Source organism: Noviherbaspirillum sp. UKPF54 (assembly GCF_007874125.1).
Taxonomy (GTDB): Bacteria; Pseudomonadota; Gammaproteobacteria; order Burkholderiales; family Burkholderiaceae_D; genus Noviherbaspirillum.
The window spans coordinates 1,543,731-1,563,057 of record NZ_CP040128.1 but is presented as its reverse complement, the minus strand read 5'-3'; the positions used below and the strand labels follow the sequence as shown (position 1 = coordinate 1,563,057).

Annotated in this window: 21 protein-coding genes; 8 read left to right on the top strand and 13 right to left on the bottom strand. The window is 63.1% G+C overall.

Going from position 1 to position 19,327, the window contains the following annotated elements; genetic code table 11:
• The first annotated feature begins 11 nt into the window (after window positions 1-11).
• The 3 genes from hpnC to hpnE all read left to right on the top strand — a co-directional run bounded on the left by hpnC (window position 12) and on the right by hpnE (window position 3,081).
• Complete coding sequence (hpnC, locus tag FAY22_RS07325; RefSeq protein WP_146329604.1) at window positions 12-821, top strand: squalene synthase HpnC; 810 nt, start codon at window positions 12-14, stop codon at window positions 819-821.
• Between the two features lie 99 nt (window positions 822-920).
• On the top strand, window positions 921-1,754 hold the full coding sequence (gene hpnD / locus FAY22_RS07320) for a presqualene diphosphate synthase HpnD (RefSeq protein WP_146329603.1): 834 nt from the start codon (window positions 921-923) through the stop codon (window positions 1,752-1,754).
• Window positions 1,741-3,081, top strand: a complete 1,341-nt coding sequence (hpnE, locus tag FAY22_RS07315; protein ID WP_146329602.1) for a hydroxysqualene dehydroxylase HpnE — start codon at window positions 1,741-1,743, stop codon at window positions 3,079-3,081. Before hpnD ends, hpnE begins: the two co-directional genes overlap by 14 nt.
• 5 nt (window positions 3,082-3,086) lie before the next feature.
• On the opposite strand, the gene radA is transcribed toward hpnE, so the two are convergent.
• Both radA and alr read right to left on the bottom strand, forming a co-directional pair.
• Entirely contained in the window at window positions 3,087-4,457 is a 1,371-nt protein-coding gene (radA, locus tag FAY22_RS07310) for a DNA repair protein RadA (protein ID WP_146329601.1), read from the bottom strand.
• 10 nt (window positions 4,458-4,467) lie between these two features.
• On the bottom strand, window positions 4,468-5,544 hold the full coding sequence (gene alr, locus FAY22_RS07305) for an alanine racemase (protein ID WP_146329600.1): 1,077 nt from the start codon (window positions 5,542-5,544) through the stop codon (window positions 4,468-4,470).
• 141 nt (window positions 5,545-5,685) lie between these two features.
• Between alr and lplT the strand changes: the two genes are divergently transcribed.
• Entirely contained in the window at window positions 5,686-6,936 is a 1,251-nt protein-coding gene (gene lplT, locus FAY22_RS07300) for a lysophospholipid transporter LplT (RefSeq protein WP_146329599.1), read from the top strand.
• A gap of 17 nt (window positions 6,937-6,953) precedes the next feature.
• Here lplT and FAY22_RS07295 read toward each other — a convergent pair whose 3' ends face one another.
• From FAY22_RS07295 to tsaB, 4 genes are read right to left on the bottom strand one after another with little or no spacing between them, the layout of a single operon-like run.
• Window positions 6,954-7,919, bottom strand: a complete 966-nt coding sequence (locus tag FAY22_RS07295; RefSeq protein WP_146329598.1) for a DUF1853 family protein — start codon at window positions 7,917-7,919, stop codon at window positions 6,954-6,956.
• On the bottom strand, window positions 7,903-8,736 hold the full coding sequence (locus tag FAY22_RS07290; RefSeq protein ID WP_146329597.1) for a uracil-DNA glycosylase family protein: 834 nt from the start codon (window positions 8,734-8,736) through the stop codon (window positions 7,903-7,905). Before FAY22_RS07290 ends, FAY22_RS07295 begins: the two co-directional genes overlap by 17 nt.
• The gene (rimI, locus tag FAY22_RS07285) at window positions 8,733-9,224 is read right to left on the bottom strand and encodes a ribosomal protein S18-alanine N-acetyltransferase (protein WP_246860691.1); all 492 of its coding nucleotides are present in this window, start codon (window positions 9,222-9,224) and stop codon (window positions 8,733-8,735) included. Before rimI ends, FAY22_RS07290 begins: the two co-directional genes overlap by 4 nt.
• Complete coding sequence (gene tsaB, locus FAY22_RS07280) at window positions 9,221-9,910, bottom strand: tRNA (adenosine(37)-N6)-threonylcarbamoyltransferase complex dimerization subunit type 1 TsaB (protein ID WP_146329596.1); 690 nt, start codon at window positions 9,908-9,910, stop codon at window positions 9,221-9,223. The genes rimI and tsaB overlap by 4 nt, the downstream gene beginning before the upstream one ends.
• Window positions 9,911-10,123: 213 nt before the next feature.
• Between tsaB and FAY22_RS07275 the strand changes: the two genes are divergently transcribed.
• Window positions 10,124-10,552 carry a thioredoxin family protein gene (locus tag FAY22_RS07275; protein ID WP_146329595.1) on the top strand — a complete coding sequence of 143 codons (429 nt, stop codon included), beginning with the start codon at window positions 10,124-10,126 and terminating at the stop codon, window positions 10,550-10,552.
• Between the two features lie 19 nt (window positions 10,553-10,571).
• On the opposite strand, the gene FAY22_RS07270 is transcribed toward FAY22_RS07275, so the two are convergent.
• Complete coding sequence (locus FAY22_RS07270; RefSeq protein ID WP_146329594.1) at window positions 10,572-12,884, bottom strand: xanthine dehydrogenase family protein molybdopterin-binding subunit; 2,313 nt, start codon at window positions 12,882-12,884, stop codon at window positions 10,572-10,574.
• Between the two features lie 108 nt (window positions 12,885-12,992).
• Between FAY22_RS07270 and FAY22_RS07265 the strand changes: the two genes are divergently transcribed.
• Entirely contained in the window at window positions 12,993-13,592 is a 600-nt protein-coding gene (locus FAY22_RS07265) for a MarC family protein (RefSeq protein ID WP_146329593.1), read from the top strand.
• Between the two features lie 2 nt (window positions 13,593-13,594).
• Here the strand turns inward: FAY22_RS07265 and FAY22_RS07260 are convergent, their stop codons facing one another.
• The 3 genes from FAY22_RS07260 to FAY22_RS07250 all read right to left on the bottom strand — a co-directional run bounded on the left by FAY22_RS07260 (window position 13,595) and on the right by FAY22_RS07250 (window position 15,058).
• Complete coding sequence (locus FAY22_RS07260) at window positions 13,595-13,960, bottom strand: type II toxin-antitoxin system death-on-curing family toxin (RefSeq protein WP_146329592.1); 366 nt, start codon at window positions 13,958-13,960, stop codon at window positions 13,595-13,597.
• Complete coding sequence (locus FAY22_RS07255; RefSeq protein WP_146329591.1) at window positions 13,957-14,184, bottom strand: AbrB/MazE/SpoVT family DNA-binding domain-containing protein; 228 nt, start codon at window positions 14,182-14,184, stop codon at window positions 13,957-13,959. Before FAY22_RS07255 ends, FAY22_RS07260 begins: the two co-directional genes overlap by 4 nt.
• A gap of 115 nt (window positions 14,185-14,299) precedes the next feature.
• Entirely contained in the window at window positions 14,300-15,058 is a 759-nt protein-coding gene (locus FAY22_RS07250) for a sulfite exporter TauE/SafE family protein (protein WP_146329590.1), read from the bottom strand.
• Between the two features lie 208 nt (window positions 15,059-15,266).
• Between FAY22_RS07250 and FAY22_RS07245 the strand changes: the two genes are divergently transcribed.
• Window positions 15,267-16,172, top strand: coding sequence for a LysR family transcriptional regulator (locus FAY22_RS07245; RefSeq protein ID WP_146329589.1), 906 nt, complete (start codon window positions 15,267-15,269; stop codon window positions 16,170-16,172).
• Between the two features lie 15 nt (window positions 16,173-16,187).
• Here the strand turns inward: FAY22_RS07245 and FAY22_RS07240 are convergent, their stop codons facing one another.
• Window positions 16,188-17,501: a methyl-accepting chemotaxis protein gene (locus FAY22_RS07240; protein ID WP_168204789.1), complete on the bottom strand. Its 1,314-nt coding sequence runs from the start codon at window positions 17,499-17,501 to the stop codon at window positions 16,188-16,190.
• A gap of 197 nt (window positions 17,502-17,698) precedes the next feature.
• On the opposite strand from FAY22_RS07240, the gene FAY22_RS07235 reads away from it, so the two are divergent.
• On the top strand, window positions 17,699-18,685 hold the full coding sequence (locus FAY22_RS07235; protein ID WP_146333325.1) for a zinc-dependent alcohol dehydrogenase family protein: 987 nt from the start codon (window positions 17,699-17,701) through the stop codon (window positions 18,683-18,685).
• A 98-nt stretch (window positions 18,686-18,783) separates the two neighbouring features.
• Here the strand turns inward: FAY22_RS07235 and FAY22_RS07230 are convergent, their stop codons facing one another.
• Both FAY22_RS07230 and FAY22_RS22535 read right to left on the bottom strand, forming a co-directional pair.
• Window positions 18,784-18,987 (bottom strand): cold-shock protein, encoded by a 204-nt coding sequence (locus FAY22_RS07230; RefSeq protein WP_146329587.1) that lies wholly within the window; start codon window positions 18,985-18,987, stop codon window positions 18,784-18,786.
• Between the two features lie 154 nt (window positions 18,988-19,141).
• Window positions 19,142-19,264: a hypothetical protein gene (locus FAY22_RS22535; protein WP_256377361.1), complete on the bottom strand. Its 123-nt coding sequence runs from the start codon at window positions 19,262-19,264 to the stop codon at window positions 19,142-19,144.
• Window positions 19,265-19,327: the final 63 nt, after the last annotated feature.

The window sequence follows — 19,327 nt, the reverse complement described above, 5'->3', positions numbered from 1 at the left end:
TTAATATTCTGATGTCAATCGAGCACTACGAAAACTTTCCTGTTGCCTCCCTCTTGTTGCCGGCGCGGCTGCGACCGGCCGTCGAGGCCATCTATGCCTTCGCCCGCAGCGCGGACGATCTGGCGGACGAAGAAGATGCTGCTCCGGAAACGCGCCTGCAAGCCTTGCGGGCATACGAGCAGGCGCTCGACGCCATTGAGCACGCGCAGTTGATCGAGCAGCCGTTGTTCCGGAACCTGGCAAAGGCTGTCGAGGCGCATCGACTGCCCCTGCAACCGTTGCGCGACTTGCTATCGGCCTTCAGGCAAGATGTATCGACCACGCGCTACCCCAGCTTCTCGTCGCTGCTCGACTATTGCCGGCGCTCGGCCAATCCGGTAGGAGCCCTGATGCTGCATCTCTATGAAAGCGCCACCGAACAAAATCTCAGGGATTCGGATGCCATATGCACTGCCTTGCAGCTGATTAATTTCTGGCAGGATGTCGCGATCGACTGGTCCAAGTCGCGCATCTATCTTCCTGAGGAAGACCTGGAGCGATTCGGCGTCGGCGCCGGGCATATCGCCACCGGCACGGTCGATGACGCCTGGCGGGCGCTGATGCGCTACGAGGTCGGGCGCGCGCGCGCGATGATGCTGTCCGGCGCTCCGCTCGCATCGCGGCTCGGCGGGCGCATCGGCTGGGAACTGCGCCTCGTCGTGCAAGGCGGACTGCGCATTCTCGACCGCATCGAAGCGGCGGACTTTGATGTATTCCGGCGCAGGCCACGACTGCGCGCCTGGGACTGGAGCGTCATGCTGGCGCGTGCCTTCCGCATGTAACCAACCCGATCCCGAGGACCGTCCGGCGAAAGCCTGTGCCACTGACGCGGCATCCGGGCTACTATAGCGCCTTTTACACCGATTTCACGCCGCCACCCCATGTCGCCAGACGAATACTGCCAACAAAAAGCCGTACAAAGCGGTTCCAGTTTTTATTACAGTTTCCTGTTCCTTCCGGTCGAGCGCAGGCGCGCCATTACCGCCCTGTACGCGCTATGCCGCGAAGTGGACGACACGGTGGACGAATGTTCCGACGTCACGATTGCTCGTAACAAGCTGCAATGGTGGCGCAAGGAGATCAAAGCCATGCTGGACGGCGCTCCCACCCATCCGGTGACAAAGGCGCTGCAGCCGCACCTGACAACCTATTCTCTCGACGGCAAGCACCTGCTTGCGATTGTCGATGGCATGGAAATGGACCTCGACCAGACGCGCTATTTGGATTTCGCGGGATTGAAGCGGTACTGCTGGCACGTCGCCGGCGTGGTGGGCATCCTTTCCGCCAACATCTTTGGCGTCACGCAGCCGCAGACCCTGCAGTATGCGGAAAAGCTCGGCCTCGCCTTTCAGCTGACAAACATCATCCGGGATGTCGGCGAGGATGCGCGCAAGGGGCGCATTTACCTGCCGGTGAATGACTTACAGCAGTTCAACGTCACTGCCGCCGACATCCTGAAAGGACGGCATGGCGACAATTTCGAAAAGCTGATGCGCTTCCAGGCCGAGCGCGCCCGTGCCGCTTATGACGAAGCCTTCGCACTGCTGCCGCGCGCCGATCGCCGCGCGCAGCGTCCCGGCCTGATCATGGCTTCGATTTATCGTGCGCTGCTAGACGAGATCGAGCGCGACGGTTTTCACGTGCTGAACCAGAAGATTTCCCTCACGCCGATCCGCAAGTTGTGGCTGGCGTGGAAGACCTATGTCCGCGGCTAGCAGCGCCCGCGTCGCCGTCATCGGCGGCGGCTGGTCAGGCTGCGCCGCCGCTGTCGAGCTGGCGCGACTTGGACATGCAGTCGTGCTGTTCGAAGCGGCGCGCATGCTCGGAGGCCGCGCCCGTGGCGTCGACATCAATGGAATGCGGCTGGATAACGGCCAGCACATCCTGCTCGGCGCCTATACCGAAACCCTGCGCCTGATGCGCACGCTGGGCATCGATGCCGCCAAGGTGCTGCTGCGCCTGCCGCTGCAAATGTGTTATCCGGCGCAATGCGACGGCATGCAGTTCGTCACGCCGCGCCTGCCGGCGCCGCTGCACGTGCTCGCCGGCCTCTGGCGCGCAACCGGGCTGGAGCGGGAAGACAAGCTGTCGCTAGCGCGTTTTTCGACGTCCGCGCGCTGGATGGATTGGCGGCTCGACACCGATTGCAGCGTGACCGAACTGCTGGACCGTTTCGACCAGCCTGACCGCCTGATCCGGCTGATGTGGCGTCCTCTGTGCATCGCGGCGCTGAACACGCCGCCGGAACGGGCCTCAGCACAAATTTTCCTGAACGTGCTGCGCGACAGTCTCGGCGCGGGCCGTGCCGCGTCCGACATGCTTGTTCCGCGCGTCGACTTGAGCGAACTGATGCCTCAGCATGCCGCCGCATATATTGCACGTCACGGCGGAGAAGTCCGCTGTGGCACGACGGTCGGCGGCATCGCTCGCAACGGCCGGCGCTGGCAGCTTGCGGCAAGCGCCGGCGAATCGAAGGAAGAAATCGGGGAATTCGACGCGATCGTCGTCGCAACCCAGGCCCATCATGCCGCACGCCTGCTCTCGGCCTTCTCCGAGACGCTGCCCCTGCCCGCGTTCGAGCACGAGCCAATTACGACCTGCTTCCTGCAATATGCGGCGGACACGCGCCTGCCGCGCCCCTTCTTCGCATTGCTGGACAATGGCGCGTCCGGGCTGTGGGGGCAGTTCGTATTCGACCGCGGCCAGCTCGACGCGAAGCAGGCGGGCTTACTGGCGGTGGTTGTCAGTGCATCGGGCGAAGCGATCGCTGGCGGTCACGAAGCGCTGGCAGATGCGTTGGCCGGGCAGCTGGCAAACGCCTTCATGCGGCCGGAACTCGCCGCGCCGCGCTGGTCCAGGGTCATTTCCGAAAAGCGCGCGACCTTTTCCTGCCATCCGGGACTTGCGCGTCCTGCCAATCGCACCGGAATCCCCGGCCTTACGCTTGCCGGCGACTACACGGCAGGAGACTATCCGGCCACACTGGAGTCCGCCGTGCGCAGCGGCGTGCAGGCGGCGCGCACGCTTTTTGAAACGTCCTGAGCGACCTACTCGGCGTCGCGAATCCGGTTCATCGCCTCGTCGATGCGCTCGACGCCGATGATGTTCAAGCCTTCGATCTGCTGCTTGGGCGCATTGGCTTTCGGGATCAGCGCCAGCGAAAAGCCCAGCTTCGCCGCTTCGCGCAAGCGCTCCTGCCCGCGCGGCGCGGGGCGGATTTCACCGGCCAGTCCGACCTCGCCGAACACTACCAGCCCGCGCGGCAAGGGCTTGTTGCGCATCGACGAATGAATCGCCAGCAGCACCGCCAGGTCGGCGGCCGGCTCCGTGATCTTCACGCCGCCGACGGCATTGATGAAGACGTCCTGGTCGAATGCGGCGATGGCGGCGTGGCGGTGCAGCACTGCCAGCAGCATGGCCAGCCGGTTCTGCTCCAGTCCGACCGACAGCCGGCGCGCATTCGGCACGTGCGAGGTATCGACCAGCGCCTGGATCTCGACCAGCAAGGGCCGAGTACCTTCCTGAGTCACCATCACGCAGGAGCCCGGTACCTGGCTGTCATGCTGCGACAGGAACAGTGCGGAAGGGTTGGAGACGCCCTTGAGCCCCTTCTCGGTCATGGCGAACACGCCCAGCTCGTTGACCGCGCCGAAGCGGTTCTTGAACGCCCGCACCAGGCGGAAACTGGAATGCGTGTCGCCTTCGAAATACAGCACGGTGTCGACGATGTGCTCCAGCACGCGCGGCCCGGCCAGGGCACCTTCCTTGGTGACATGGCCGACCATGATGATCGTGATGCCCGACTGCTTGGCGACGCGCGTGAGCTGCGCCGCGCATTCGCGCACCTGCGCCACCGAGCCGGGCGCCGACGTCAGCGCATCGGAATAAATGGTCTGGATCGAGTCGATCACCGCTACCTGCGGCTTGTGTTCGGCCAGCGTATTGAGGATTTTTTCCAGCTGGATCTCGGCCTGCAGCTGCAATTCTTTCGCATCGATCGCAAGGCGCCGGGCGCGCAGCGCGATCTGGGCGCCGGATTCCTCGCCGCTGACGTACAGCACCTTCTTCAGGCGCGACATGTTGGCCAGCGCCTGCAGCAGCAGGGTCGATTTGCCGATGCCTGGATCACCTCCGATCAGCACCACGCCGCCCGCCACCAGACCGCCGCCCAGCACGCGGTCAAATTCCTCGATCCCTGTGCCGAAGCGCGGCACGTCGATGGCTTCGATGTCGGCCAGGCTGAGCACGGGCGAGGTTTGCGCGAGGCCGCGATACTGGCCCGAAAAGCGGTTGCCGGCGGCTTCCACCACGGTTTCGACGAGCGTGTTCCACTGCCCGCACGAGGGGCACTGCCCGGCCCATTTACTGGAGACGCCGCCGCATTCGGTGCAGGTGTAGTTGGTTTTTTGCTTTGCCATCAGGAAGCCATCACTGCTCGATTACCTTGACGCGCGGCGCCAGCGCGCACATCAACTCGTAGCCGATGGTTCCCGCCGCGCCGGCGACCTCGTCGATCGGCAAGCCTTCGCCCCAGAGCGTGACTTTGCTGCCCACATGCGCACCAGGCACATCAGTCAAATCGACGTTCAGCATGTCCATCGACACACGACCGACGATGCGCGTTCTGACGCCATCGACCAGGATGGGCGTTCCAGTCGGTGCGTGGCGCGGATAGCCGTCGGCATAACCGCAGGCGACCACGCCGATTTTCATCGGCTTGTCGGCGATAAAACGGCTGCCATAGCCGACCGCTTCCGGCGCGTCGATCTCCTGCGTGCCGATGATCTCGCTGGTTAAGGTCATCGCCGGGCGCAATCCGAATTCCTGAGCGCTGGCGCCGCCGGGGGTGCCGCCGTACAGCATGATGCCGGGGCGAACCCAGGCGCATGCGAGTTCGGGGCGCGTCAGCACGGCGGCCGAATTGGCTATGCAGCGATCCCCGGGAAGACCGTCGGTGCCGCGCTGAAAGCGCCGCACCTGCTCGTCCAGCGGCAAGCTCGGGTTATGGATGTCGTCGGCATTGGCAAAATGGGTCATCAGGCCGATATGGCGCACCATCGGCGCCGCCCTCAAGCGCTCGTAGGCGGCACGATAGGTCTCGGGCGAAAAGCCGAGCCGGTTCATGCCGCTGTTCATTTTCAGGTAGGCATCGATCGGGGAACGCACCGGCGATTGTTCAAGCATCTCGATCTGCTCGATGCAATGCACGGCCGTCTGCACCTGGTGCGCGGCCAATACCGGAACATCGGCTGGATCGAAAAATCCTTCCAACAAGAGAACCGGCTTGCGCCAGCCCATTTCGCGCAGGCGCACGGCGCCATCGACTTCGATCAGCGCCAGGCCGTCCGCGGACGAAAACGCGCGCATGCCGCGCGCCAGGCCGTGGCCATACGCGTTGGCCTTGACGACAGCCCAGATTTTCGAAGACGGTGCGGATTTTCTTGCGACGGCGAGATTGTGCTGCAGCGCAGCGAGATGAATGGTAGCAACGAGCGGTCTTGGCATTGACGGGATGTTTGACGATGGATCCAAGTAGGCTTTCATTTTACCGGACCGCCGCATTGCGCGCAGATTAATTCCGCGGAAGGGTCCCATTTTCATGGTATAAAGCAAGCCGGAGATACACTGTTCTTAGTCAACATGCGGATGAATCGCGGTTTCTACACCATTATGGCGGCGCAGTTTTTTTCGTCGCTCGCGGATAACGCCCTCCTGATCGCGGCTATCGCGCTGTTGGCAGAAATGAATTCTCCGGCCTGGATGACGCCGCTGCTCAAGCTGTTCTTCGTGCTCTCGTACGTCCTGCTGGCCGCCTTCGTCGGCGCGTTTGCCGATTCGCTGCCCAAGGGCCGCGTCATGTTCATCACCAATCTGATCAAGATTGTCGGCTGCGGCATGATGTTCGTCGCCGTGCACCCGCTCGTCGCCTATGCGGTAGTCGGGTTCGGCGCGGCGGCATACTCGCCTGCCAAATACGGCATCCTGACCGAGCTGCTGCCGCCGGAAAAACTGGTGGCGGCCAACGGCTGGATCGAAGGCTTGACGGTGGTGTCGATCATTCTCGGCACCGTCATGGGCGGCGCGCTGGTCAACCCCACCGTCGCGTCGACCTTGTTGAGCATGAAGATTCCCTTCATTGCCACCCCGTCGGCCGCGGCCCTGACGATCATCATGATCGTCTATATCATCGCCATGGTGTTCAACACCAAAATTCCCGACACCGGGGCGCGCTATCCGCACCAGGAACGCAATCCGATCAGATTGATCGCCGATTTTTCTGGCTGTTTCACCACGCTGTGGAAGGATAAGCTGGGGCAGATTTCCCTGGCCGTCACGACGCTCTTCTGGGGAGCCGGCGCGACCCTGCAATTCATCGTCCTGAAGTGGGCGGAAAAATCCTTGCAGATGCCGCTGGATAAGGCTGCCGTCCTGCAAGGAATTTTCGCGGTCGGCGTTGCGATCGGCGCGGGCGCCGCCGCACGCATCGTACCGTTAAGGAAATCCCTTACTGTCATGCCGCTGGGCGTGGCGATGGGCTTGCTCGTCATGACCATGACCATGGTGCATTCGGTATGGATCGCCTATCCGCTGCTGATCCTGATCGGCGCGTTGTCCGGGTATTTCGTGGTGCCGATGAATGCTCTGCTGCAGCATCGCGGCTATGTGCTGATGAGCGCCGGCCACTCGATCGCCGTGCAGAATTTCAACGAAAACATGTCGGTGCTGACCATGCTGATGCTGTACGCGATGATGGTGAAGCTGAACCTGAACGTCAACATCGTCATCATTCTGTTCGGGCTGTTTGTTTCCGGCACCATGCTCCTGACCATGCGCAGGCATGCCAGTAACCAGCATAAATTCGATTCGCTTTCATTGATCGGCGAACACAAGCACTGAGACTGGAGGACGCTTCCCTACCCGGGCTGCACGACACGCCGTTCAGCCCGGCTGTGCCAGTCGTCTGGGACCACGAACCCGCGATCCACCTCCAGCATGCAGCCATCGCCCTGCGCCAGCAGCGCGATCAGCAACGGCGTCGTCGCCGTCTGAAAATGGCCGGCAATCATTTCCCGCACGGCCCGCCTGCCAAGCGCCTGTCCGATGGGGACCTTCGCCGGAGCCAGCCAGCCGAGCCTTGGCAAGACGGCAAAGTGCTCGCCGGCGACCCATTGCAACTCTTCCTGGGCGCACCAGAATCCACGGCAATGGCCGCTCGAAACGCCAGCAGGAATCGCCGGCAACGGCGTTTTCCCGTGATAAAACAGCCATCCCTTAACCAGCGCCTGCGCCTGTGCAACGGGCTCGGGCAAATGCAGTTTTGCCGCCGGATGCTGCGACAGCGATAACTGACGGTCCATGATCTTGCGCACCTTGGCGCCGAGGGTGTCGGCCAGGTTGGGCCCGACGAAATAATCCGCATGGCGCCCGTTGCCACTCGCCTCCAGCAGATACAGCTTGGTTGCAAATTCCCAATGCACCAGCGCGCCGCCCTTCCTCAGCAGGAAATCGAATTCCCCTATCGTTTCGTTCTTCCCGGCGCGAACCTGCACGCCGTGCGCGACCAGCGTGCCCTGATGCCGCAGATAGAAGGCCATCAGATTTTCCGCGTATCGGCCGAGCCGGGTAAAGGGCTTGATGTCCAGCCAGGAGTGCAAGGCGGACGGATCGCTGTCGAGCGCCGCCAGCCAGCGCCCCGTGACTTCATCGACGGTGCCGGTCGAAGCGATGCGCCCGCGCCACTCGGGCGCCTCAGGGTCGAGCAGGTCCGGCGCGTCGAGCAGCCAGGCGAGTGCACGCACGTGCGGGTCGCGCAAGTGATTCCAGCGGCGGTGGAAATGCGCCTGGTAAGTGGCAGCCGGCCGATCAGTCGGCGCCGGCATAGGTGGCCATCGCCAGGCACAGGTCGGCCCATGCCTTTCTCTTGTCCGCCATGTTGCGCAGCAGGTATGCCGGGTGATACGTCACGATCAACGGGCGATCCGCGTAACGATGCACGCTGCCGCGCAGCTTGGACACCGGCGTTTCCGGATCGAGGCCGAGCAGGGACAAGGCGGCGGTCTTGCCGAGCGCGACAATGACGGCCGGCTGGATCAACGCGATCTGGCGCTGCAGGTAAGGCATGCAGGCTGCCGCCTCGTCCGGCGCCGGCGGGCGGTCGCGGCCAGTGTCGTCAGTCGGACGGCATTTGACGATGTTGGCGATATAGGCATTCTCGCCGCGCCGCAAACCCATCGCCAGCAGCATGTTGTCGAGCAGTTTGCCGGCCGGCCCGACAAACGGCTCGCCGCGCAGATCCTCGTTGCGGCCGGGGCCCTCGCCGACGAACAGCCATTTGGCCTTTTCATCGCCGACGCCGAAGACTGTCTGGGTACGGCCGCTGCACAAGCCGCATTTGGTACAGCCGGCCACGCTCGCCTTGAGCGCCGCCCAGTCCATGCGAGCGACTTCATCGGCGCTCGGTACATGCGACGGCGGGTCGAACGCTTCCGGCAGGCCCGCGCGCCCGGGCGCGACCGACGGAGCCGCTTCGACAGCGGCCGACTTGGCTTCGACAACGGGCTGCCTTGCTTCGACGTTGCCGGCCGCCACACCTGCCGGCGGGGACGCCTCGTCCGGCGCGGCATCGCGGCGCACCCACAAGGGGCCAACCCCGATTTCATCCAGAAACACGGCGCGACGCTGCATGTTCGACGTCATAGGTGGAACCTCATCACGATCGCATCCTCGCGCGCGCCGCCGGCGGCCGGATAATATCCCCTCCGCTGGCCGATCTGAACAAATCCATAATGCTGGTACACCGCGAGCGCGCGCCGGTTGGACGGTCGCACCTCCAGAAGCACCGACTGCATGCCGTTTTCCTTCGACAGCGCCATCACCTTGTCAAGCTGAAGGCGTCCCACGCCGTGGCCATGCAAGTCGCGCCTGACGCTGATATTGAGCAGATGCGCCTCGTCGACGGCCAGCATCAGGAGAAAATAACCGGCGAGTGCACCCGACGCTTCACGCAGCGTCCAGGTCTGGTATCCGCTGTACATCGAATCGAGGAAATTGCCGCGTGTCCACGGATGGGGATACACGTCGTTTTCGATCACCAGCACTTCCGGCAGGTCGTCGACCTTCATCGGCTCAAAACGCATCGTCGCCGGATCGGGCGTCTCGCCGCTTGCGACATACACCGCGCTCATGCGGCCGCCCTCGCCATGCGCTCGGCCGTGGTATAGGCCACCTTGTTGCGCAGGTAAATCGGTTGCGCCTCGCGCGCGTGGAGTGCACGCCCCGCGGCAAATTCGGACTGGGCCAGCTGCGCGACCTGGACCGCGTGCGGCATCACGGCAGGATGCGATCCCTGGCTGAACGGCGCCCCTTCGAAGATGGACGGATACGCGCTCAAGCCGTTTCCGCATGCCGTTACCGGCCCTTGCGGCAGCACGCCGGACGGTGCCGACAAGGCCGGCTCGAGCACGGCCTGCCATCCGTCGGAATAGCGGTACTGAGCCCAATAGACTTCCTCCATGCGCGCATCGAGCACTACCAGCACGTCGGAAGCGCCGGACAGTTCGCGGCATGCCTGCGCGGCCGCCTGCAAGGTCACCACCGGCACTACCGGCAGGCCGACGCCGAATGCCAGCCCCTGAACGACGCCGCACGCCGTGCGCACGCCGGTAAACGATCCAGGCCCGGCGCCGAATGCCAGGGCATCGCATTGCGCCAGCGTGATCCCGGCCTGCGTCAATAATGCCTGCACCAGCGGAAGCACGGTTTGCGAATGGGTTTGCACGCCCGCCGCCTCGTGCGCGAAGGTGCGCCCGTTGTGAAGCAATGCGACGGAAGCGAGTTCGGAAGATGTTTCGATGGCAAGAATGGTACACATGACGATATTTTACCGTGGGCTGTCTATGGCGCGGCTTCCATGCGCCGAATTTATCGGCCGTTTCCTGGTCGGCGATAATGATAAATGCAATACGACAATGCCGATATTGCAAGTCCCGGCGTGTCATCTGCATGTCGGCAACGACACCTTCGTTCCCGTACAATATCGGCGCCCATACCACGATTGGCGGTAACTTTTCTCGCAATAACATCCATGGCCATTCTCACCCTACAACCAAATACCCGAGCGCAGCTGACGGAATGGCTCAGCGGCGACACATGGGTGATCGCCTGCCTGTGCGCGGCGTGGTGCGATACCTGCCGCGCCTATCGCAGCTCGTTCGACGACCTTGCGGCGCGCCATCCGGACAAGCGTTTCGTGTGGATCGATATCGAGGATGAAGCCGACGTGGTGGGCGACATCGACGTCGAGAACTTCCCGACCCTGCTGATGCAGCGCGGCGAGAACGTGGCCTTTTTCGGCACGGTGCTGCCGGACGTGAACCTGGCCGACCGCCTGATCGCGGCGCAGGCGGCGAGGAGCGACAGCGAAATCCGTGCGGAAGCTGGCGGCAGCGCCGAGCGCCAGGGCTGGCAGAGGGACTGCAATCTGCGCGCGCGCTTGAACGAAGCGCTCGGCTAAAACTGCTCCAAGGCGCCGCTCAGGCCAGGCGCAGCGGCAGGCTGCGCAGGCGCTGCCCGGTCAGCGCAAACACCGCGTTGGCGACCGCCGGTGCGATCGGCGGCGTTCCCGGCTCGCCGACGCCTTCAGGCGGCTCCGCACTCTTGATGATCACGGTGTCGACCTGCGGCGCCTGCTGCATGCGGACTATCGGGTAATTGTGGAAATTCTGCTGCTCGACGCGGCCATCCCGGATCGTCACTTCCCCGAACAATGCCGCCGACAGGCCGAAGATGACGCCAGATTCGATTTGCTGCGCGACGCCGTCCGGGTTCACGGCGATGCCGCAGTCGACCGCGCAGGTTACCTTGTGCACGCGGATTTCCTTGTTCTCGACCGACACTTCGGCCACTTCAGCGACAATCGAGCCAAATGACTGGTGCAGGGCGACGCCATGCGCGTGCCCGGGCGCCGGTTCGCCGGCCTTCTCGACCGCCGCATCGAGCACAGCGAGGTGGCGCGGATGGTTCTTCAACAAGCCGCGCCGAAACGCCACGGGATCCTTGCCGGCCGCATGCGCCAGCTCGTCGATGAAGCTTTCCTTGAAAAACGCATTGTGGGAATGCCCGACCGAACGCCAGTTACCAAGCGGGACAGGCGTCGGCACGATGACATGGGCGATGCGCTGGTTCGGAAACTCGTAGCACAGGTCATATTCCCCTTCGGCCGTGGTCTTGTCCGGCCCCATGCCAGGAAGCGGCTGGCGCAGCACTTCGTATTTGATCGACAGCGGGTCGAGGTCGAGGTTGCGCTTCAGGAATTGCTGCATCACCGCATCGCCGGCCGACTTGTTGTCGTACATGAGGACGTTGCCCGCGGCGTCGAGCGCGGCGGAAAACCGCGCGATCGCAGCCGGACGGTACACATCGTGCGTCGTGTCGTCCTCGCGCGTCCAGATCATCTGCACCGGTGCGCCGTCGGCCTCCATGGCGATCGCGACTGCCTGCGCCACCATGTCCGTTTCCAGGCGGCGCCCGAAGCCGCCGCCGAGGTAGGTGACGACGAGGTCCACCTGGTCGGCCTTCACACCCGCCACCTTGGCCGCCATGTCCACCGCGATGCTCGGCGCCTGGGTCGACACCCACAGCTTCACCCTGCCGTCCTTCACCTGCGCGGTGCAATTGATCGGTTCCATCGCCGCATGCGCCAGGAACGGCGCGCGATATTCAGCCTTGACGGTTTTGACGGCCGCCTTGCCGGCATCCATGTCGCCACGCCGCGTATAGACATCGCCAGCTTCGCTGTCCAGTTTCCGTTCCAGCTCCCTGAACATGTCGGCGCTGGAAAAATGCGCGTGCGCGCCCGGCTGCCACTCGACTGGCAAGGCAGCCACCGCCTGCCTGGCTTGCCAGAACGATTTGGCGATCACCGCGACTCCCGCGCCGGCGCCGAACTTGTCGCGTATCGCGCGCGAAAAATCGACCACCTTGACCACGCCCGGCATCGACCGTATCGCAGTTCCGTCCACCTTGCCGACGGCGCCGCCGATAACGGGCGACATTGTCACGGCCGCGTACAGCATCCCCGGCAGCCGGACATCCAGGCCGAAGCCTGCGCGGCCGTTGACCTTGGCGGCGGAATCGCGGCGCTGCTGCGAGCGGCCGATCAGCTTGAATTCGGACGGCTTCTTCAAGCGGATCTCGGACGGTGCATGCGACACTGCCTTCGCCGCCAGTTCCGCGTAAGCGGCGCGTCTGCCGCTTGGATGTGTCACCGCCCCGCCGTCGGTGCTGCACTGTTCCGCCGGAACGTTCCATTCGGCAGCCGCCGCCGCCACCAGCATCGCGCGCGCGGCCGCTCCCGCCTCGCGCATCGGCCCCCAGGCATCCTTGATGCTGGACGAGCCGCCGACGATCATGATGCCGAGCTCGCGCGCGGTCTTGCCGGTCAGCCAGCGCGCGGCACGCTTGTAGAGCCCGTTGTCGGCCGGATGAAACGGCAGGCTGTCCTGCATGACCGCGACGTTGCCGAAAATTTTGTCGATCGGCGCCTGCTCGATTTTCACCGCAGCCACCGGCACGTCGAGCTCTTCGGCGACCAGCATCGGCAAGGCCGTATGCACGCCCTGCCCCATTTCGCTGCTTGGCATGGCCACCGTCACGCTGCCGTCCGGGCCGATCTTGATCCATCCGTTGAGCGCCACTTCGCCGTTTGCGACAGGCAGCGGATGGGCTGTGTTGAGCCGCTGGCGCGGCGGCAGGAAGCCCCAGCCGACGATCAGGGCGCCGGTAACGCCCAGTCCTCCCAGCATGAAACTGCGACGCGATTTCTTTTTTGGTTCGACAGACCGCATGCTCTCTCCGTATATTGTTCTGTATTGTTTGTGGCATCCTACGCGAATTATTCACCCCACGCGTTAGAGACCGGCGCCTAAAGCATCCGGCGCTTGCGGCGACTCATCATGACCCAGAGTTTTTTCCAGGCTTTCATCCTCTTGTTGCTGGTGACCGATCCCTTCGGGAACGTGCCGCTGTTCGTCAGCGCGCTGGCCCACGTGCCCGCGCAGCGGCGCTGGCGCGTGATCGTGCGCGAATGCGCGATCGCCTTCCTGATCCTGCTGATCTTCATGTTCTTCGGCCGGCACTTCCTGGCCGCGCTGCAGCTGTCCGAAATCGCGTTGCGCATCGGCGGCGGTGTGATCCTGTTCCTGATCGCGTTGCGCATGGTGTTCCCGCAACCGGGTGGCGTATTCGGCGATCACGAAAGCGTGCACGAACCGTTCATCGTCCCGCTGGCCATTCCGGCGCTGGCTGGTCCGTCGGCGCTGGTCACGGTGCTGCTGTTTTCGTCGAACAGTACGGTGGAGACCCTGCTGCACCTTGCGGTGCTGTCGCTGGTGGCAGTGGTGTGGCTGGCGGTTCTGCTGAGCGCCGAACGTATGCAGCGCGCTCTCGGCGAGCGAGTCATGACCGCCTTCGAGCGACTGATGGGATTGATCCTGACGGCGATGGCGGTGGAAATGCTGTTGGCGGGAATCCGCTCCTACATCAAATCGCTTTGACGTTAAAGATTGACGCGTATCCAGTTCGCCAGTTCCGCCTCGTCAGCCTCGCCGGCTGCCGCGCGTTGCAGGATATCGGCTGCCTCGTCCGGCGCGGCCGACAGACGCCAGTCGTTGGCGTACAAGAACAGGCCCATCGCGACAAAGGCTGCGCTCGCATTGTGCTTCGAAAAAGGCTGGTATTTCAGCACGCCGAAGGCATAGGCGGCGGCAAGCGTGGCGACGTCGGCGGCCGCAGTTTCCGCCTGTACCAGCGGATAGGCAAGCGCGGCATTCAGCATGCCTCGGTCGCAGGACAGGTTGTCCGCTCCCATGTTTTCCTGATGCAGGAAAAGAAGTGCCTCGGCATCGATGGAGCGCAGGTTCATTTGCGCAACTCCGACAGAGTTTCGCCGTAGTCCTGGAGGAATTCGCGTCCGGCGTCGATCTGGTCCTGCAGCGCAGGATCATACGCGGAAAGCATGAGCAAGCCCTCTTCGATCTCGGATACATAGATCGTTTCGCCGCTGCGCCTCTTGAGTATGCCAAGCGCCTTGGGCGGCAGCACGATGCCGACGGCATCGCCGATTTGCGTCAGCTTGAGCTTGTACATAGTCCCTCCGACCATCCGGTACCATGCATGTTACCCAAACTGCACGCGAAAAAACGACCGGTGCCGGTTTTTTCTGGTCGATTAACAACCAGAAACTTCCAGCGGCAGGAGAGCCCTAAAACGTCTTGTAGAAATAGAACCCCGTCAGCATGAAGCCGACCGCAATGATGAAGCGGCGCAGCCAGAGCGCCGGAATCTTGCGTGCAATGCTGGCGCCCCAATAGCCGCCCAGCGTTGCGGTGGCGAGCATGATGAGGGTGTACGGCCAGCTGACGGCGCCGGCAATCACGAAGGTCAGCACCGTCACGCTGTAAATAACGGCGGACAGCAGGTTCTTGATCGCGTTGATCTCGTGCACATCGTCGTGCCCGGCCATGGCCAGACTGGCGAGCATCAGGATACCCATGCCGGCCCCGAAGAAGCCGCCGTAGACCGATACCACCGCCTGCCCGGCCAGCGCGGTCGGGCTGTTGCTAGGCTGCCCGGCCTCGGCACCGCGCAGCAGCAGGGAGAGCTTGCCGGAAAAGGCGAACAGGACGGTAGCAAACAGCAGCAACCAAGGAATCAGGCGCGAGAAGGTCGCATCCTTGGTTGCCAGCAGGAGCAGGCCGCCGCCGATGCCGCCGACGAAAGAGACCAGCCCCATGGGGATCAGGTAGCGCTTGTAGCGCGCCAGTTCCTTGCGGTAAGCCCAGGCCCCCGACAGGCTGGCCGGCCACAGGGCCACCGAATTGCTGGCGTTGGCCACCACCGGCGGAACGCCCGCGGCAAGCAGGGCGGGAAAGGAAAAGAACGTGCCGCCACCCGCCACCGAGTTCATCGCGCCGGCGCAGAACGCGGCGAGGCCCACCAGGGCGATTTGCCATGCGCTCATCGTGGAGTTCCGTTCAGGTGTTCGACAACGTCCTTCCATCCGGTCAGGCCGGATAACGCCCCGCAAGCATCGATATCAATGGCATGGATGGTCATGGCAATCAGTGAAGTTTATGTCTAGCAAAGTATATTCAATATAAATTCTCACAACCAAAACGAAAAATCACTTTATTATTTCGTTTAAGTAAAAATTGCCGGATTCCCTGACCATGGATCATTTCAAGCAGATATCCACTTTCGTCGACGTCGCTGCCAAAGGCAGCTTGTCGGCCGCCGCGCGCGCCGAAGGCATCGCGCCGGCCATGATCGGCCGCCGTCTCGATGCGCTGGAAGAGCGGCTGGGGGTGAAGCTGCTGCAGCGCTCGACGCGCAAGATTGCCCTGACCAACGAAGGCGTCGCATTCCTGGAAGATTGCCAGCGCATCCTGGCCGACCTGGAAAACGCGGAAGCGGCCGTATCCGAACGCAGCGCGAACGCCAGCGGACACTTGCTAATTTCGGCGCCGGCCGGGTTCGGCCGGCAGCACGTGGCGCCGCTGATTCCTTCGTTCCTCGCGCAGCACCGCAACGTGGCAGTGACGCTGAACCTGAACGACCGCGTGGTCGACCTGATCGGCGAAGGCATCGACGTGGCGATCCGCATCGCGGCACTGTCGGACTCCAGCCTGATCGGCGTGAAGCTCGCGGACAACAAGCGGGTGGTGGTGGCTTCTCCCGCCTATATCAAGCGCCATGGCGCGCCCGCGTCGCTGGACGACCTGGCCAAGCACAATTGCCTGCCCATCAGCAGCGAAGGCAGCCAGCGCGGCTGGACCTTCCGCCAGAACGGCAAGAATGTCACCCTGAAAGTGACCGGCAATATGGTATGCAACGACGGCGCGGTGCTGCACGAATGGGCGCTGGCGGGCAAGGGACTGGCATGGCGTTCGATGTGGGAAGTCGGCACGGCGATCGAAGCCGGCCGCCTGGTGACCGTGCTCGATGAATTCGCCGCGCCGGGCAACGACATCTACGCGGTGTTTGCGCAACGCCGCCATCTCCCCTTGCGAATTCGCGCGTTCGTGGATTTCCTGCGCCACGCATATGCCCAGCCTGATTACTGGCGCAACACCTGACTCTTTTGCACAGCGCTAGAACTGGTAGCCGATGCGCAGCGCGCCCCAGTGCTTGCCATTGATACGGATCGGCACCGACAAGTCCTTCATCACCACGTAATTGCCGCCACCCATGTCGCGCCGGTAGGTCTGCAGCAGGAATGGCCGCGTGTTCCGGATGGCTGTCATCTCGGTGCGCCCGTTGAAGAAGCGGCGGTTGCGGCAATTTGCCTGATTCCAGACCGGATCTGCGCCCTGCTGCTTGGAATACTTGCGGTTATGGGTGGGGATGTAGCCGCGCATGTCGGTGGCGATGCCGAACACGATCTTCGGCGACCAGGAGAGGATCTGCTCGAGAACGTCCTGCAGCATGCGGTCGGCAAAGCCGGTAAAGCGGGTCAGGAACTGTTCGGGATTGGTTCCCGCTATCGGCTGGTATTTGTCGTCGAAGGCATCGGCCATCGACAGCGTGCCGTTCCCGATCGCATCCTCGAAAATGCCGCTGATATCCCTGGCGGTCTTGATCGCGGCCTCGATGAACGGGGTATCGTCGGTATGGATGCCGCTTTCGGCCACCATCTCGATCAGGGACTCGGACAGCGACAGGAAGCTTTCGGTCTGCTTATTGGCATGCTCCAGCGCGCTTGCCGTATCTACTACCTGGCCGGAAAGCTCGCGCACCGAATCGAGCACGCCGGCGCATCCGGCCAGGTTCTTTTGCGCGGTGCGTGCAATGTCTTCCACGCCCCGCTCCACCTCCGATACTGCGGCGTCGAAGGTATCGCCTCTGGCAGCGCCCGCCTGCCGTGCCTCCTTCGCCAGGATATCGTCCGCCAGCAGCTTGATACGCGCTTCCAGCTGCGCGACGGTGGTCGTGATCAGCTTGGAAGATTGCTCGACCTTGGCCGCGAGATCCTTCACCGCATCGGCCACCACGCCGAACCCGCGCCCTGCCTCGCCCGCGCGTTTCGCTTCCACTGACGCATTGAATGCCACCAGCCGGGTCTGCAATGCAATCTGAGTGATTTCCTGGGCCGCCTGCGCGACTTCGCCCAGATTATTGGTCACGCCGACCACGCCCTGGCCGATCTGTTCCACCGAGCGCCGCGCACGGCGTACCGACTCGCTGCTGGCCCTGGTGACATCGTCGATGGCGCGATTGGCCTGGATCATGGCATCGATCTCGCCTGCCAGCGCCTTGAAGGTTTCCGCTTGCCGACGGCTCATTCCCGCCAGGTCGTCGAGCAGGCCATTGAGGCTGGCCGATTCCTTGCCCAGCCCGGCAGCCTGGCGGGCGAAGCTCTCCACCATGCGCTCGACTTCCGATTCGGACGCCACCGCTTTCGGCACGGGCTCTCGCACGGCCCTGGAAGATTTGAAAAACATCCGCAACTCTCTCCGAATAGTTTCTTTAAGGCACAACAATGATGCATCCTATAAGCACATTCGGCAGGGGTCAATCGTGCATTGCGGGGTATATCATGAAGCTATCGATAATCGGACAAGGATTAAGCGATGCCGATGCCGCAATCCCCCACGACGGCGTGATGCGCGCCATGCTGCTGGACCACCCGCACGCGCCGCTGAGGGCGGCGCGCGTCCCGATCCCTGTGCCGGGAGCAGATGAAGTCCTGATCCGGGTGGGCGCCTGCGGTGTTTGCCGCACCGACCTGCATATCGCGGACGGCGAGCTGCCCCCGCACAAATCGCCGCTCATCATGGGCCACGAAGTGGTCGGCACGGTCGTCGCCGCCGGCGAGCGGGTGCGCCGTTTTTCCATCGGCGACCGGGTCGGCGTCCCTTGGCTGGGCGGCACCTGCCGCCACTGCGCGTATTGCGCCGCACAGCACGAGAACCTGTGCGACACGCCGCAGTTCACCGGATATGACCGTGACGGCGGCTATGCGGAATATGCGGCGGCCGACGCGCGCTATTGCTTCGCACTTCCGTCGCGCTACGACGATATCCATGCCGCGCCGCTGCTTTGCGCTGGACTGATCGGCTATCGCGCCTACGCGATGGCCGGCGATGCCCGGCGGCTGGGGCTGTACGGTTTCGGTGCCGCGGCGCACATCATTGCTCAGGTCGCATGCCGCCAAGGAAGGGAAATCTATGCCTTCACGCGCCCGGGCGATACGCGATCGCAGCAGTTTGCGCGCTCGCTCGGCGCCGTCTGGGCGGGCGATTCCACGGCAATGCCGCCGCAGCCCCTCGACGCGGCCATCATTTTCGCGCCGCTGGGCGCGTTGGTGCCGGCGGCGCTGGCGGCAACCCGCAAGGGGGCAACCGTGGTCTGCGCCGGCATCCACATGAGCGACATTCCTTCCTTCCCCTACGCATTGCTCTGGGGCGAGCGGAGCGTGCGCTCGGTCGCCAATCTGACGCGCGCCGACGGCGATGCATTTTTTTCTCTCGCCCAGGAGATCGATATCCAGACCGCGCCCGTCGCCTACCCGCTGGAAGAGGCGAACCGGGCACTGGCGGAACTGCGCGCCGGGCAGTTCGACGGCGCCGCCGTCCTGCTGCCCCATTGACATGCGGCACGGCGGGAATGAACCTCCGCCTCGTGAAAACTAAACGCGGAAATGAAAAAACCCCGGCATGCCGGGGTTTTTGCTGCATCAGGCCGGAATTACAGGGCCTGGATGTTCGAAGCCTGCTTGCCCTTCGGGCCGGTGGTGACTTCGAAAGATACGCGCTGGTTTTCCTTCAGCGACTTGAATCCGCTCGACTGGATCGCGGAGAAGTGCGCGAACAGATCTTCGCCGCCTTCATCCGGAGTAATGAAACCAAAACCTTTTGCGTCGTTGAACCACTTAACAATACCAGTTGCCATTTACTACATTCCTATTTCAGTTAATGGGCTTGCGCCCGGTCTATCCTTTGAAGCAAGAAAAGAAATGACAGATCGATACTGCACTGCTAGCTCAAACTTCAATCGGTGAGGCATTGTACCGCATATGGAAAACGATCGTGCAATTATTCGGTGCCTATGCGGCTTGTTTCATTCCGGCATTAATGTATTTTTGCAGCAAGTTTACCCCGGGAACACACCACCACTCCGTCCGAACCGATTTAATTGGCATGGTTGCTGCATTGATGCGCTTTTCCATTTCATCTCCGCACCGCTGTCATGACAAGCGCAATCAGTTCCCCATCGAGAAAATCACGGCACC

Coding starts and splice junctions, on each gene's coding strand:
- FAY22_RS07295 (WP_146329598.1), bottom strand. CDS start 7,919: ATGCCGGCGCCGACTGATCGGCCGGCTGCCACTTACCAGGCGCATTTC.
- hpnD (WP_146329603.1), top strand. CDS start 921: ATGTCGCCAGACGAATACTGCCAACAAAAAGCCGTACAAAGCGGTTCC.
- FAY22_RS07255 (WP_146329591.1), bottom strand. CDS start 14,184: ATGTACAAGCTCAAGCTGACGCAAATCGGCGATGCCGTCGGCATCGTG.
- FAY22_RS07290 (WP_146329597.1), bottom strand. CDS start 8,736: ATGACGTCGAACATGCAGCGTCGCGCCGTGTTTCTGGATGAAATCGGG.
- FAY22_RS07250 (WP_146329590.1), bottom strand. CDS start 15,058: ATGAGCGCATGGCAAATCGCCCTGGTGGGCCTCGCCGCGTTCTGCGCC.
- hpnE (WP_146329602.1), top strand. CDS start 1,741: ATGTCCGCGGCTAGCAGCGCCCGCGTCGCCGTCATCGGCGGCGGCTGG.
- FAY22_RS07260 (WP_146329592.1), bottom strand. CDS start 13,960: ATGAACCTGCGCTCCATCGATGCCGAGGCACTTCTTTTCCTGCATCAG.
- FAY22_RS07230 (WP_146329587.1), bottom strand. CDS start 18,987: ATGGCAACTGGTATTGTTAAGTGGTTCAACGACGCAAAAGGTTTTGGT.
- FAY22_RS22535 (WP_256377361.1), bottom strand. CDS start 19,264: ATGGAAAAGCGCATCAATGCAGCAACCATGCCAATTAAATCGGTTCGG.
- radA (WP_146329601.1), bottom strand. CDS start 4,457: ATGGCAAAGCAAAAAACCAACTACACCTGCACCGAATGCGGCGGCGTC.
- tsaB (WP_146329596.1), bottom strand. CDS start 9,910: ATGTGTACCATTCTTGCCATCGAAACATCTTCCGAACTCGCTTCCGTC.
- FAY22_RS07275 (WP_146329595.1), top strand. CDS start 10,124: ATGGCCATTCTCACCCTACAACCAAATACCCGAGCGCAGCTGACGGAA.
- FAY22_RS07270 (WP_146329594.1), bottom strand. CDS start 12,884: ATGCGGTCTGTCGAACCAAAAAAGAAATCGCGTCGCAGTTTCATGCTG.
- rimI (WP_246860691.1), bottom strand. CDS start 9,224: ATGAGCGCGGTGTATGTCGCAAGCGGCGAGACGCCCGATCCGGCGACG.
- FAY22_RS07265 (WP_146329593.1), top strand. CDS start 12,993: ATGACCCAGAGTTTTTTCCAGGCTTTCATCCTCTTGTTGCTGGTGACC.
- alr (WP_146329600.1), bottom strand. CDS start 5,544: ATGCCAAGACCGCTCGTTGCTACCATTCATCTCGCTGCGCTGCAGCAC.
- FAY22_RS07245 (WP_146329589.1), top strand. CDS start 15,267: ATGGATCATTTCAAGCAGATATCCACTTTCGTCGACGTCGCTGCCAAA.
- lplT (WP_146329599.1), top strand. CDS start 5,686: ATGAATCGCGGTTTCTACACCATTATGGCGGCGCAGTTTTTTTCGTCG.
- hpnC (WP_146329604.1), top strand. CDS start 12: ATGTCAATCGAGCACTACGAAAACTTTCCTGTTGCCTCCCTCTTGTTG.
- FAY22_RS07235 (WP_146333325.1), top strand. CDS start 17,699: ATGCGCGCCATGCTGCTGGACCACCCGCACGCGCCGCTGAGGGCGGCG.